Raw genomic sequence first — 14,456 nt, forward strand, 5'->3', positions numbered from 1 at the left:
TGGCGAGATAGCGCGATGGCTTCGCGCTTGAATTCAGGGCTGTATTTTCTGCGTTTGGACATGAACACTCCTTTGGCACATTGTGCCTCTTTTCAAGAGTGTCCGCAGTAACGGGGTAGAACCCCTCTCGAATATTGCCGTAGCGCGAGCCCACCATGGTGTTATGGGTAGACACAATAATGTGATCGACCTGATCGCGATAAGTCTCAATCATTTCGCGCGTGAAGTCGTAGGTGAAGGGCAACTGCCCATAAGAGAGCGTGATAATAAGCACGTTGCCGCGGACAACGGCGTAGTTCTTGTCGCGCTGCCCGGTCATTTGAATGGCATCGGCCGGAATCAGATCGCTGACGTTGTCGTACCAATCCTGGTCAGTGCCCTTGATGTCATGATTACCCTGCAGCGGCAGCATGACAAAGTCGTCACGATAATCATCCACCACGCTGCGCCACTGCGCGTACTCTGCTGGCGTAGCCTCTTCTGACAAATCACCAACCAACAGCAGCAGATCAACATCTTGCTCGCGATAAAACTCCATCAGCGCGCGCATTGGCATAATCGACGAATTCTGACCACCGCCCTGGGTATCAGGAATGACACCAACCCGCAGCGCGGCCTGCACCGCTGGCGGCGCTGGCTGGCTGACATTTTCATCATTGTCGCTACTGCTGGAGGACAGACAACCGGTCAGCAAACCTCCGGCAGCCAAACAAATAAATCCCGTTCGAATAAACATCTTAATTCCCTTTCAGACTGCGTTTATAGAGTCTGGAAGGCTATGAGATGCGTGTGAGAGGCCCGAGACAGAGCGGTTACATTACGATGGCGAGATGTAACAGGATAATTCAAAAAGATTACTGCTCAGCGTACATTGGAGGGCAAGATCACCTTGGCACGCTCTTGCTGCGCCAGGGTGACGTATTTCAGCGAAATGGCGGCTCATCAAAACTGCGCAGCTTGCGTGAATGCAGCGAGTCCAACTGACTGCGCAACAGCTCCAGCGCATGAATGCCAATGTGCAGATGCTGGGTAACCGCGCGTTCGTAGAAGGCGCCGGCAGCACCGGGCAATTTGATTTCGCTGTGCAGCGGTTTATCCGAGACGCACAAGAGCGTGCCGTAAGGCACCCGCAGGCGATAACCCTGAGCGGCAATGGTGCCGCTTTCCATGTCGACGGCAATGGCGCGCGCCATATTGATCAGCGGACGCTCCTGCGCCCAGCGCAGTTCCCAGTTACGATCATCGTAGGTCAGTACCGTACCGGTGCGTAGCCGACGCTTGAGTGCATCACCCTGCTCGCCGGTAACCTCGGCAGCGGCCTGCTGCAGCGCCTGCTGTACTTCGGCCAGCGCCGGCAACGGAATGTTCGGTGGCAGCACGCGGTCGAGAATACCGTCGCGGCGCATATAGGCATGCGCCAGAACGTAGTCACCGATAGTCTGCGACTGGCGCAGGCCGCCGCAATGACCAATCATCAACCAGCAATGCGGACGCAGCACGGCCAAATGATCGGTGATGTTCTTGGCGTTGGATGGCCCAACGCCAATGTTAACCAAGGTGATACCCTCTGCCGGATTCTCTGCCTGCAGGTGATACGCCGGCATCTGGTAACGGTGCCAGACGACTGTCTCGATAATGGCCTGCATCTCGCCTTCCGCCATACCACGCTCAATCACCACATTGCCCGGCAAGACCATGCGTTGAAAGCGCGAGTCAGCTTGCAACATGTCCAGCCCGTGGCGAATGAACTGGTCAACGTAGCGATGGTAGTTGGTGAGCAGAATCCAGGGTTGCACGTGCCGCCAGTCGCTACCGGTGTAATGCACCAGCCGGCGCAGCGAGAAATCGGTGCGCGCGGCGTCGAATAGCGCAAGTGGCAGCGGATCGATATTTTCCCAATCGTAAAGCCCATCGGCAGTGCCGTCGTTGGCGGCCGACAAATCAGTACTCGGGAATACCCGTGCCAACTCAGCCGCGGTCACCCCTGAGGCGCCCAGCTCATCTCCCTGCTCGACCACGTAGGGATAAGGGATATTGGCTTGACTGGAGCCGACCTCAACCGTGACGGTAAAATCGCTCATCAGGGGCCGCAACTGATCCAGCAGATAACGCCGGAAGGCGGCTGGCTGGGTAACGGTAACGCTGTAGGTGCCGGGCACCTGCACCTTGGCATAGGCGCGCACGGTGCTAGGCACCTCGCCCTGGCAGTGATAGATCAAACGCAGCTCCGGATACCTGAAGGCGCAGCGACTCTCAGACGGGTGCGTACGGTCTGCCAAATACTTCTTGAGCGCCTCGCGCAAGGCACTAGTGGCCTGCTGATACAGAGCTGCTAGGCGATCAACCGCCTCTTCAGGACTGGACACTACAACAAAATCGTCTGGGCAAGAATTCATGGAGTACCTCGGCTGTTCACATGCCCCTATCTTGCCTGCTGCGACGCCTGCACGCCAAGCGCTGTGCTCAGATCGCTGAATCGCCAACTAATGCCCCGCCCACAACACGAGCGCTTTCGCGCTGCACCGACCAAGTATGCGAATGCTTTATTCGCGCACCGGCTAGCGCTGCAACAGGCACCACTCCCGAGCCTGATTGGCAGAAAAGATCATCTTATGGCAGATTCGATCATGGCTGAGCGCTAATGGTTACGGCAAGCTGGGCTAACTACCCCAACAACAAAAATATAGAGGCGAGACTATGCCCGAATTCTTCTACACCCACGCAGGCAACAATCAGGCACGTCCCAGTGAGCATTTCACCGTGACGCCGGTTGCCGGGTCACTGGGCGCCGATATTCACGATATTGACCTTAACAACCTCAGTGAGCGAGGCCAGATAGCGCTGCGCCAGGCGCTTATGGATCACGGCGTGCTCTTCATTCGCGATCAGCAACTCAGCGTTGAGCAACTGGAAGCCGTTACCCAGCGCTTCGGTGAATTTGGTACCGAGCCCTACGTCAAACCCATGCCTGAACATCCGCATGTAGTGCACGTAGTAAAAGAGGCGAGTGAGCAGACACCGGTGGTATTTGGCGGCGCCTGGCACTCGGACTGGTCCTTTCAGGAAAAACCGCCGGCCTTCACCCTGCTTTATGGCAAGGATGTTCCGCTTACAGGTGGCGACACTCTGTTCAATAATATGTATCTGGCCTGTGAGTGGCTGTCTGACACCCTGCGCAAAACCCTGCATGGGCTGGATGGCATACACAGCCCGGAATTTGGTTACGGCCCCAATGCCAAACACAACGCGGGTCTGGAGAGCATGAAAATTGTCTACGGCGAAAACGTAGACGACAATGTCCGCAGCCATCCGCTGATTACCCGTCACCCGGAAACCGGGCGCAACGTACTCTTTGCCAATCCGGTCTACACCCTTGGGATTTCCGGCATGAAAGCCGAGGAGTCACGCCCAATCCTTGATTACCTCTATAGCGTGGCACTGGCCCCGGCCTTTACCTGCCGCATGCGCTGGACGCCTGGCACGTTGGCGATCTGGGACAACCGCTGCGTCTGGCATCAACCCGTATCAGATTATTTTGGCGCGCGCCGCGAGATGTATCGCACCACCGTCGTTGGCGAGAAACCCACCCGAGGAAGCATTGCATGAATCAGTCTGTGAATAACCACGCCATCGCCGCCGAGCTGCTACTGGCTGCCCGCGCTGAACGCGCGCCCCGCGCAGCAATAGCCGAGACCCACCAAATCGCCAATTTGCAGCAGGCCTATTCGGCGCAACAACATTGGCAGCGTCTAAGTCTTGCGCAGGGTGACAGCGTCAGAGGTTATAAGCTCGGCGTCAGCAACCCGGCAGTGCAAGCCAAGCTCGGTTTGCCCGGTCCATTGCAGGGCGTATTGATGGCCAGCGGTCTGCGCCAAGCGGGGCAAGAGCTGAACTACCGTGACTTTATCGCGCCACGTGCCGAAATCGAGGTAGCGATGGTATTTGCGCATGAGCTGACTGATCCCGAGCTGGACAGAAGTCAACTGATCGCGGCGCTACAAACCGTCGTGCCCGCCCTTGAGATCTGCGACTCAGCGATCGCAGGCTGGCCCACCACAATTTTTGACGCCGTAGCAGACAACCTCTCTTCCGGCGCATACGTGCTGGGCAACCAGCAGAACGTGCCCGGTGCGCTGGACCTAAGCCAACTGATTGCCACACTGGAAATCAATGGCGAGCAGGTTGCCGAGGGCAATACCGGCAGTGCAATGGGTGACCCGCTAGAGGCGTGCCTGTGGCTGGTGCGCGACCGGCTGAAGCAAGGCATAAGCATCAAGACCGGCGACATCATCCTGACTGGCGCCTTGACCGGACTGCATCCGATTGCCGCAGGAGATCAGTTGACGTTGCGTATGGGCGAGCTGGGTGAGGTGAGCTGCAGCTTCAACGCTTGAAGCTGAGATTGTAGTGCAGAAAAGAAAAAACCCCGCCGAGGCGGGGTTTTGCAGAATAGTTCCTGATCATCCGTAATAGCAGTGCCTCCGAGGCACTATCCCTATTCCCTGTTGTTTGAGTCGCTTCCTGCGATGCTCCTAGCGCGATTGATACTACGCAGGTCCGCAGGAAGTGCCCATAAGCCATTGTCATCACAGCGTGTAAGCATTTGCTTACATTTAGTCGACTCTGCAGTTAGCCGGCAGAGTCGATCGCTCAGAACTGCACCGCGTCCAACTCGTACAAGGACTCACTGCCCGCGTTGACCGACTCACTCAGCGAGTGAATGCGTGGTAGCAAACGCTGGAAGAAGAACTTGGCAGTGCCCAGCTTGGCGCTATAGAAACCGATTTCATCCGCCTCTGCCTTGGATAGCGCAACCTTGGCCATCTTGGCCCACATATAAGCGTAAGCGGTATAGCCAAATACATGCAGATACTCGACCGAAGCCGCGCCTACTTCGTTCGGGTTGCTCTTGCTGCGCTCAATCACGCCAGCGGTCAGCTCTTCCAGATTAGCTATCGCCTTGGCCAACGGCTGAACAAACTCGGCCATGGCGTCTGCGGAATTTTCGGTAACGAAATTGCGGACTTCCTCGGCAAATACCTTGAAGAAAGCGCCGCCATTGGCAACCGTCTTGCGTCCCATCAAGTCGAGCGCCTGAATGCCGTTGGTGCCTTCGTAGATCTGCGCGATACGCACGTCACGCACCAACTGCTCCTGGCCCCACTCACGAATGTAGCCGTGGCCGCCAAAGACCTGCTGGCCGTGCACACAGTTCTCCAGACCGACGTCGGTAAAGAATGCCTTGGCTACCGGCGTCAGCAGCGCAACCAGATCCTCGCCTTTCTTTTTCGACTCTGGCTCATCAGCATACTTGCTGATATCCAGTTGCATGCCCACATAGGTAGAGAACGCACGACTGCCTTCGGTCATGGCTTTCATGGTCAGCAACATACGGCGCACGTCGGGGTGGACGATGATGGGATCGGCCGCCTTTTCTGGCTGCACGGCACCCGTTGGCGCCCGGCTCTGGATGCGCTCGCGAGCATAGTCAACCGCGCTCTGATACGACGCTTCTGAGCAGCCGATGCCCTGAATACCAATAGACAAACGCTCATAGTTCATCATGGTGAACATGGCATTAAGGCCTTTATTGACCTCCCCGACCAGATAACCACGGGCAGAATCAAAGTTCATAACGCAGGTAGCTGAACCCTTGATGCCCATCTTGTGCTCGATGGAGCCGCAGTTGACCGGATTGCGCTCGCCCATAGAGCCGTCTTCGTTGACCAGGAACTTGGGCACCAGGAACAGAGAGATGCCCTTGGGACCCGCCGGCGCGTCGGGCAATTTCGCCAGCACCAGGTGAATAATATTCTCGGTCAGATCGTGCTCACCGCCGGTGATAAAAATCTTGGTACCGGTCACCAGGTAGCTGCCGTCCGCTTCGGGCACGGCCTTGGTGCGGATGATACCCAGGTCAGTACCACAGTGCGGCTCAGTCAGACACATGGTGCCAGACCAGATGCCTGCGTACATGTTCGGCAGGTAAGCCTGCTTCAGCTCTTCACTGCCGTGGGCATCAAGCGCCAGACAGCAACCGGCGGTCAGAGCCGGATAGAGTGCAAAGCTGTTGTTGGCACCGTAGACCATTTCCTCGACCTGCACACCCAGCGTCTTGGGCATGCCCAGTCCGCCGTACTCGGGGTTGCCGCCCAGGCCAACCCAGCCACCTTCGGCATAGGTTTTGAACGCGGCCTTGAAGCCGCTTGGCGTAGTGACTTCACCGGCATTCCACTGCGCACCTTCCTCGTCGCCACTGCGGTTCAGCGGAGCAATGGTCTGCGAGGTGATCTTGCCGGCTTCCTCGAGCATGGCATCGGCCGTTTCCGCATCGATGGCACCGTCCAGTCCGGGCAGGCTCTGCCACAGAGCATCGGCCTCAAACACTTCATTGAGCACGAAACGGATATCACGCAAGGGGGCTTTGTAGTCAGCCATCAAAATCTCCTCATCAACAGATTTGTCCGGAACATACCGGAGCAGAGCAAGGATTGTATCCCGGCAACGAAAAAACCTGTAGCGTCTTTTTATGACTTTTTGCAAAGAATCAGTCACGCGCCTGACAAACCATTCTTCAACCACTCAATCGCAACGGCTCGATGGCATCGGCTGCGCCTGAGCGCCAGCCAGAAGACGAAAAAAAGCCCCGAACCAGTCGGGGCTTTTTGTTTACCGCTTAGCGCTTACAGCGAAGCTTCAGAACTGCTCGGCAGTCATATCCATCAGGCTGTCGGCACCGGAGTTCAGCGCTTCAACGTGAGCCTGAGCGCGCGGCAGCAGGCGCTTGAAGTAAAAGCTCTGCGTAGCCACCTTGGCTTTGTAGAAATCCTCTTCAGAGGTGCCGGCGGCCAGCTGCTGCTGCGCCACAATGGCCATCTTCAGCCACATGAACGCATGGATCACATAACCCGAGAACATCAGGAAGTCCATGGAGCAAGCGCCCACTTCTTCCCGGTTCTGCATCGCGCGACCAGCGATGCTTTGCGTGATCTCGCCCCACTGTGCATTCAGCTGGTTCAGCTTGGCCAGCTCGCCAGCGAACTGGCTGTTGCCCTCGTTAGCCTGGCAAAACTTGTGAACCTGTTTGGTAAAGGCAGACAGCAACTTGCCTTGGCTACCCAGCACCTTGCGACCCAGAAGGTCCAGCGCCTGAATACCATTGGTACCCTCATAGATGGGCGCGATGCGGCAATCACGCATCTGCTGCTCCTGGCCCCATTCACGAATGTAACCATGGCCCCCAAACACCTGCATACCCAGGCTGGTTACTTCCATGCCGGTTTCGGTCATGAACGCCTTACAGATTGGCGTCAGGAATGCCAGCTGGGCATCAGCATTGGCGCGCTCACCTTCGTCTTTGGAGTAATGAGCCTGGTCGAGCAGTTGCGCGGTGTAGTAGGTCAGCGCGCGGTTGCCTTCATTAAAGGCTTTCATGGTCAGCAGCATGCGACGCACATCAGGATGCACGATGATCGGGTCAGCGGCTTTCTCTGGCTCTTTAGCGCCAGTCAGTGAACGCATCTGCAAACGGTCTTTGGCGTATGCCAAGGCCGACTGGTAAGAGGCTTCGCCATGACACAGCCCCTGCATGCCGGTACCCAGGCGCGCGTGGTTCATCATGGTGAACATGCAGTTCAAGCCCTTGTTGGCTTCGCCGATCAGATAACCAGTGGCGTCATCAAAGTTCATGACGCAAGTGGCGGATGCCTTGATACCCATTTTGTGCTCAATGGAACCGCACTTCAGGGTATTACGCTCGCCTTTCTCGCCGTTGGCATCGAGCAGGAACTTGGGCACGATGAACAGTGAGATACCTTTGGTACCGGCAGGCGCGTCGGGCAGTTTGGCCAGCACCAAATGGACGATATTCTCGGCCATGTCATGCTCACCGCAGGAGATAAAGATCTTGGTGCCGGTAATTTTGTAACTACCATCGGACTCGGGTACTGCCCGCGTCTTGATCAAGCCCAAATCGGTACCGCAATGCGGCTCGGTCAGACACATGGTGCCAGTCCAGGTGCCGGGAGTCAGCTTGCTTAGATACTGATCCTTCTGCTCCTGCGTGCCATGTGCACTGATGGCCGCGGAACAACCGTGGGACAGACCCGGATACATACTGAAGGCATAGTTTGCCGAGGCAACCATTTCACTGATCACCAGGCCCAGCGAGAAAGGCAAGCCCTGGCCGCCGTACTCGGTAGAGCCAGTCATGGAGCCCCAACCGTTATCGACATACTGTTGGTAGGCTTCTTTAAAGCCTTTGGGCGTGGTGACGACGCCATCATCGATATGGCAACCTTCTTCGTCACCAGTGCGGTTCAGCGGCGCAAGTACTTCGCCAGCGAACTTGCCACCTTCTTCAAGAATGGCGTTGACCAGATCCGGCGAGGCATCTTCTAGACCGTAGGCCTCATAACTGGCGGCAAAATCGAGCACTTCATCCATAACGAAGTGCATGTCACGTAAAGGGGCTTTGTATTCGGGCATGTCGGCTCTCCAAGTGCAGCCGGACCATACCGGCGGCAGCTATTCATACAGGTGTTTGAACACTAGGGATCTGCAGCCACCAGGTCAAGCTGCGGTAGGGACCATTATCTCGCTTGATGCTAGGCCATAACACAGGACCAAGCACCCTGATTGCGCCTGACTGATGAACCTTAAAGCGCCAAGTCCCTTGCGGTCGCAGAGCAAGACCCCCTAGCATGGTCACCTCGTTTTCCAGCCTGCGCCTGACGCAGAAGGATCTATCTTGGCTTCACTTGCGGACCTGCAGTTCGACAACCGCTTCGCCCAACTGGGCGACACTTTTTCTACTCGAGTTACGCCGGAACCGCTGCAAAACCCGAGGTTGGTGATCAGTAGCCCCAGCGCCATGCGTCTAATCGACCTGACGCCAGAAGAAGCCAATAGCGAGCTATTTACCGAACTCTTCTCCGGGCACAAGATCTGGAGCAGCGCAGAACCACGGGCAATGGTTTACTCCGGCCATCAGTTCGGCGGCTACAACCCCAAGCTGGGTGACGGCCGGGGCCTGTTACTGGGCGAAGTACTCAATCAGGCCGGCGAACACTGGGACCTGCACCTCAAGGGCGCGGGCAGCACCCCCTATTCGCGCATGGGCGATGGCCGCGCAGTGCTGCGCTCATCAATTCGAGAATTCCTTGGCTCGGAAGCGCTGCATGCGCTCGGCATACCCACCAGCCGCGCACTCTGCGTCACCTTGGGTGACAATCCCGTTTACCGCGAACGCGAGGAGCGAGCAGCCATGCTGCTGCGGCTATCACAGTCGCACATTCGCTTTGGTCACTTCGAATACTTTTATTACACCCGCCAGCATGATGCCCTCCGCGAGCTGCTTAACTTTACCCTGCGTACTTGCTACCCAGAATGCCTCACAGACGCACAGCCAGAACTGGCTATGTACCGTGAAGTGCTGAAACGAACCGCTGAGATGATTGCCTGGTGGCAAGCCTACGGCTTCTGCCACGGCGTGATGAACACCGACAACATGTCGATTCTGGGCATTACCTTCGACTTTGGCCCCTACGCCTTCCTCGATGCATTCGACGTACGCCACGTCTGCAATCACTCCGACCATGAAGGCCGTTACGCCTTTCATCGCCAGCCCGCCATAGCGCAATGGAACCTCGCCTGCCTGGCGCAGGCACTAACTCCCTTTATTGATGTAGAAACCCTGAAGACCGAAGTCGCCAGCTTTATGCCGACCTTTGAACAGCACTATCTGGAGCTGATGCGACGGCGACTGGGGTGGGCAGATGCCCAACGCGGAGATGGCGATCTTATAGAACAACTACTGCAGCTGATGCAGGACAGCGGGAGCGACTTCACTCTCTGCCTGCGCCTTCTGGCAGAAGACAGTACAGCGCTGCGCGATCACTTTGTTGACCGTGACGCCTTCGATCGCTGGCATGCCGAGCACTTGCACCGCAGGGGTGGCAACGCAGAACAGGCCGAAGCCTTGCAGGCCAACCCGATTTACCTGCTACGCAATTACTTGGCGCAGAACGCGATTGCTGCCGCTGAGCAAGGTGACTTCACTGAGGTCAGGAAGCTGCACGACCTGCTGACAACGCCCTTTACCAGGCAGACCGACGCCGAAGAATACGCTGCAGCTCCACCGGACTGGGGCAAACACCTGGAGATCAGTTGCTCATCCTGAAGCTGGTTAAATAGACACCGTTTTTTATTCTTTTTAAGCATATAAAAATCAGTTTTTGTACTTGGACAAACTTAAGAATCCCTCTTAATGTGGCGCCCATACGGGTTCCGACAGGTGGAGCCGAATACCTCACACGAGATTCAGGTAACCATGAGCTGGGATTCGCTGCCATTGATTGGCGTCGCACTACTACTGTGCTGGGTGTTTTACTCCTTTGCACGGGAGAAGTTCAGCCCCGATGTGGTGGTCGGGATTGCTGTCGCCGTACTACTGGTAAGTCAGCTGTTATCACCCGCCGATGTTCTGAGTGTGCTGTCCAACAGCGCACCCATCACTATTGCCTGCATGTTTATCTTGTCCGGCGCGCTGGAACGCACCGGTTGCGTAGAAACCCTGGGTAACTGGTTGTCGCGCATGGGTGGCGGCAGCCCGTGGCGCACCCTGTTCAGTCTGATGATGACAGCGATGCTGCTATCCACCTTCATCAACAACACGCCAGTGGTCGCCATCCTGACGCCGGTCGCCATTGCACTGGCCACGCAGGTTGGCAGCAAGCCATCGAAGATGCTGATCCCATTGTCCTACGCCACTATATTGGGCGGCACCATGACCATGATCGGCACCTCGACCAACATTCTGGTGGATGGTGTGGCTCGGCAAATGGGCATGGAGCCCTTCGGCATGTTCGACATTACCCTGCCCGGCGCCATCCTGGCAGCCATCGGCATGGTCTTCATTCTGCTGATCGGTTATCGACTGCTGCCCGAGCGCGAGAGCCTTTCGCGTCAGTTACGTCCGGATCAGGCGCGCACCTTCATGACCGAGCTGCTGGTTCCGCATGACTCGCCAGTGGTCAATCAAACCATCAGCCAGGCCAGCCTTAACGGCAACAGCGGCATCAGCGTACTAAAGATATTCCGTGGCGATGAGGAGTTATCCACTCCGCTAAACGACACCCTGCTGCACGCGGGCGACCGCCTGGTGCTGCATACCACCATGCGCGATTTTGTTGAATTGCGGCAAAACGGCCTGCTCGCCTTTAACCGCGAAGACAGTGCCAACTTTGAAACCATCTCGACCCGTGATGTGATGCTGGCAGAGGCTATAGTTGGGCGCAATTCGCGATATAGCCACCGCCCCATGCGCGACCTCAACCTGACCGCCCGTTACGGTATTCACGTATTAGCGATTCACCGTCAGAACGAGAACATTCAGAACAACCTGGATGAGTTCCAGCTGCAGTTTGGCGATGTCATGCTGGTAGAAGGCACGCCCGCCCAGATCAAGAAATTCGCCGACAACGGCGAATTAATCAGCCTGAACTCGGTGCAGGAGCGGGCTTACCGTCGCAACAAGGCACCGATCGCGATAGCCGCCGTGGTTGCGGTGATGGTGCTGGCCGCGCTGAAGGTCATGCCGATAGAAGGCCTGGCCATGATCGCGGCCGCGCTGGTGGTTGCCACCGGCTGCCTGGATACCGAAGACGCCTACAAGGCCATCGACTGGCGCATTCTCACTCTGATCTTCGGCATGCTGGCCATCAGTATCGCCATGAACAAGGTCGGGCTGGTCGATACGGTGGTCAGTCATGTGATGACCTTAGCGCCGTTACTCGGTCCGCTGTTCATGCTGTCCTTTATTTACTTGCTGACGTCAGTGCTTACCGAAGTGATCAGCAACAACGCGGTGGCCGTGCTGGTCACACCCATCGCCATTGGTGTCGCGCAGCAGCTGGGCGCGGACCCTCGCCCCTTTGTGGTGGCGGTGATGTTTGCGGCCAGTGCCAGCTTTGCGACGCCCATTGGCTACCAGACCAATACCTTCGTATACAGCGCCGGTGGCTACCGCTTCAGCGACTTCATGCGCATTGGTGTGCCACTCAACCTCATCATGTGGGCCACTGGCTCGCTGATCATCCCCTTGATCTGGCCTCTGTTCCCATAAGGGTCGCGCTGGCGCGTGCAAGCTGCAAGCTGCAAGCTGCAAGAAGCGTGGATGCTGCCGCGCGGTCGTCCAGGGGTTTCTACCAACGTATGCGCTACCTAGAACCAAAAAAACCCGCAGGTCGGAACCCGCGGGTTTACTTCTAGCTTCTAGCTTACCGCTCGCCTAGCGCGAGGCGTCCAGCGCCTGCTGCAGGTCAGCCAGAATGTCATCGATGTGCTCGATACCGATCGACAGCCGCACCATATCGCGCGGCACACCCGCCTTGGCGAGTTCCTCATCATCAAGCTGGCGATGGGTCGTTGAGGCCGGATGACAGGCCAGAGATTTGGCATCACCGATGTTGACCAAGCGTACCACCAACTCTAGCGCATCGATAAAACGCGCTCCTGCTTCCTGTCCGCCCTTGATGCCAAACGACAGCACTGAAGCAGGCTTGCCGCCCATATAACGCTGCGCCAGCGCGTGCTCGGGATGGTCCTCCAAACCCGCGTACTGCACCCAAACAACCTGGTCATGGTCTTTCAGGTACCGTGCTACCGCGATCGCATTGTCGCAGTGCCGCTCCATACGCAACGCCAGCGTCTCCATCCCCTGCAGAATCATGAAGGCATTGAAGGGCGACAGAGCGGCGCCCATGTTGCGCAACGGCACAACCCGGCAGCGGCCAATAAAGGCAGCAGGACCAAAGGCCTCGGTATAGACCACACCGTGATAGGACGGATCAGGCGTATTCAGCAAGGGAAAACGCTCTGCCTGCTGCGTCCAGGGGAAGCTGCCACCGTCAACCACGATGCCGCCCAGTGTGGTGCCGTGGCCGCCCATGTACTTAGTCAACGAGTGAACCACGATATCGGCGCCGAACTCAAACGGACGACAGAGCGCTGGCGTCGCGACCGTGTTGTCCACAATCAGCGGCACGCCATGCCGATGGGCAGCGTCAGCCAGTGCCTGAATGTCCAGAATATTGCCCGAGGGGTTACCGATTGATTCGCAGAACACTGCCTTGGTACGGCTATCAATCAATTGCTCCAGCGCCGCCACATCGTCATGCGCCGCAAAACGCACCTCGATACCCTGACGCGGTAGCGTGTGGGCAAATAGGTTATAGGTGCCGCCATAGAGCTTGGCCACCGAAACGATGTTGTCGCCCGTCTCCGCCAGGGTTTGAATGGCCGCAGTAATAGCTGCCATACCCGATGCCATAGCCAGTGCGCCCACGCCGCCTTCCAGCGCAGCAACGCGCTGCTCCAGCACGTCGTTGGTCGGGTTCATGATCCGCGAGTAGATATTACCCGGCACTTTCAGGTCGAAAAGGTCGGCCCCGTGCTGAGTATCATCAAAAGAGTATGAGGTAGTTTGGTAAATAGGTACGGCCACCGCATGAGTGGTGGGATCGGGGGTGTAACCAGCGTGTATGGCGAGCGTTTCCAGTTTCATGGCGCTGTCCTTGTTATGAAGTCCAGCACCGAGCATGCAGAAGGTAACGCAATCGGTCAATCAAACTACCGTTGCGTTATGGCACGCCAAAACCGACGCTTACTGGCCTTCGATATGATCGTGCAAGGCAATGAACTGTTGCGTCAGCTTATGCCGGCCATCGAGAAAGATCAGCGGCGTAGCTGCCTGGTGCGACTCGCGCATACGCACCGAGCTATTGAGATAAACCGGTAATACCGGCAAACCTTCGGCTATGAGCTCGTCCAGAATCTGCTGTGGCAAAGCGGCACGCGGCTGAAACTGATTAACTACAATACCTTCTACCTGCAAGTCTTCGTTATGCTCTTCACGCACATCTTCCAGCTCCGCCAACAGCCCGTAAAGCGCCTGCCGCGAAAACGCATCACAGTCGAACGGGATCAATACACGATCTGCGGCAATCAGTGCTGACATGGTGTAGAAGTTGAAGGCGGGAGCGGTATCAATGTAGATACGCTCATAACTGTCCTTCAGATCCTTGAGCAGCTTGCGCAACTTCTGAATTTTGTAACGTGACTCCAACTTGTGCTGCAGGTCGGCCAGCTCAGGACTACCGGGCATCAACCATAGGTTTTCGAAGGGCGTTTCCACCACGAACTGCTCGGCTTTTTTGCCAAACAGTCCGCTGGTCAGGGTTTGCGTAAAGAACTCGGCGATGGTGGTGTCGATATCCGCCATGCCCTCACCAAGCAAGTAATGGCTTGAGTTGGCCTGCGGATCCAGATCGATGACCAGCGTCTTGTATCCTGCCGCCGCGCTTACTGCGGCCAGGTTGCAGGCAATACTGGATTTACCGACACCGCCCTTCTGGTTGAATACCACCCTGCGCATACGCCTCTCCTTGTTCCGATAG

At 56.9% G+C, this 14,456-nt stretch carries 10 protein-coding genes; 4 read left to right on the forward strand and 6 right to left on the reverse strand.

The annotated features are described in order from the left end of the window. Together H4J77_RS13050 and amn are read right to left on the reverse strand one after the other, a co-directional pair. A partial coding sequence (locus tag H4J77_RS13050) for a metallophosphoesterase (RefSeq protein WP_182248750.1) occupies nucleotides 1-736 on the reverse strand: 736 nt, incomplete at its 3' end. Between the two features lie 187 nt (nucleotides 737-923). After that, nucleotides 924-2,396, reverse strand: coding sequence for an AMP nucleosidase (gene amn, locus H4J77_RS13055; RefSeq protein ID WP_123890290.1), 1,473 nt, complete (start codon nucleotides 2,394-2,396; stop codon nucleotides 924-926). Between the two features lie 301 nt (nucleotides 2,397-2,697). Here amn and H4J77_RS13060 point away from each other — a divergent pair, with 301 nt between their 5' ends. Further along, nucleotides 2,698-3,606, forward strand: a complete 909-nt coding sequence (locus H4J77_RS13060; RefSeq protein WP_123890292.1) for a TauD/TfdA family dioxygenase — start codon at nucleotides 2,698-2,700, stop codon at nucleotides 3,604-3,606. Next, nucleotides 3,603-4,394, forward strand: coding sequence for a 2-keto-4-pentenoate hydratase (locus H4J77_RS13065; protein ID WP_123890294.1), 792 nt, complete (start codon nucleotides 3,603-3,605; stop codon nucleotides 4,392-4,394). The genes H4J77_RS13060 and H4J77_RS13065 overlap by 4 nt, the downstream gene beginning before the upstream one ends. A 256-nt stretch (nucleotides 4,395-4,650) precedes the next feature. Here the strand turns inward: H4J77_RS13065 and H4J77_RS13070 are convergent, their stop codons facing one another. Beyond that, the gene (locus H4J77_RS13070; protein ID WP_123890296.1) at nucleotides 4,651-6,438 is read right to left on the reverse strand and encodes an acyl-CoA dehydrogenase C-terminal domain-containing protein; all 1,788 of its coding nucleotides are present in this window, start codon (nucleotides 6,436-6,438) and stop codon (nucleotides 4,651-4,653) included. A gap of 258 nt (nucleotides 6,439-6,696) precedes the next feature. After that, nucleotides 6,697-8,487 carry an acyl-CoA dehydrogenase C-terminal domain-containing protein gene (locus tag H4J77_RS13075; protein WP_182248751.1) on the reverse strand — a complete coding sequence of 597 codons (1,791 nt, stop codon included), beginning with the start codon at nucleotides 8,485-8,487 and terminating at the stop codon, nucleotides 6,697-6,699. Nucleotides 8,488-8,749: 262 nt separating this feature from the next. Here H4J77_RS13075 and selO point away from each other — a divergent pair, with 262 nt between their 5' ends. Then, nucleotides 8,750-10,180 (forward strand): protein adenylyltransferase SelO, encoded by a 1,431-nt coding sequence (gene selO, locus H4J77_RS13080; protein ID WP_123890299.1) that lies wholly within the window; start codon nucleotides 8,750-8,752, stop codon nucleotides 10,178-10,180. An 87-nt stretch (nucleotides 10,181-10,267) separates the two neighbouring features. After that, complete coding sequence (locus H4J77_RS13085; RefSeq protein WP_182248752.1) at nucleotides 10,268-12,124, forward strand: SLC13 family permease; 1,857 nt, start codon at nucleotides 10,268-10,270, stop codon at nucleotides 12,122-12,124. 165 nt (nucleotides 12,125-12,289) lie between these two features. Here H4J77_RS13085 and H4J77_RS13090 read toward each other — a convergent pair whose 3' ends face one another. Then, nucleotides 12,290-13,564, reverse strand: a complete 1,275-nt coding sequence (locus H4J77_RS13090; protein WP_123890303.1) for a bifunctional O-acetylhomoserine aminocarboxypropyltransferase/cysteine synthase — start codon at nucleotides 13,562-13,564, stop codon at nucleotides 12,290-12,292. A 99-nt stretch (nucleotides 13,565-13,663) separates the two neighbouring features. Continuing rightward, a complete protein-coding gene (locus tag H4J77_RS13095; RefSeq protein ID WP_182248754.1) occupies nucleotides 13,664-14,434 on the reverse strand; it encodes a ParA family protein in 771 nt (256 codons plus the stop codon). Nucleotides 14,435-14,456: the final 22 nt, after the last annotated feature.

It is taken from the genome of Pseudomonas sp. 5Ae-yellow (assembly GCF_014077575.1).
Taxonomy (GTDB): domain Bacteria; phylum Pseudomonadota; class Gammaproteobacteria; order Pseudomonadales; family Pseudomonadaceae; genus Halopseudomonas; species Halopseudomonas neustonica.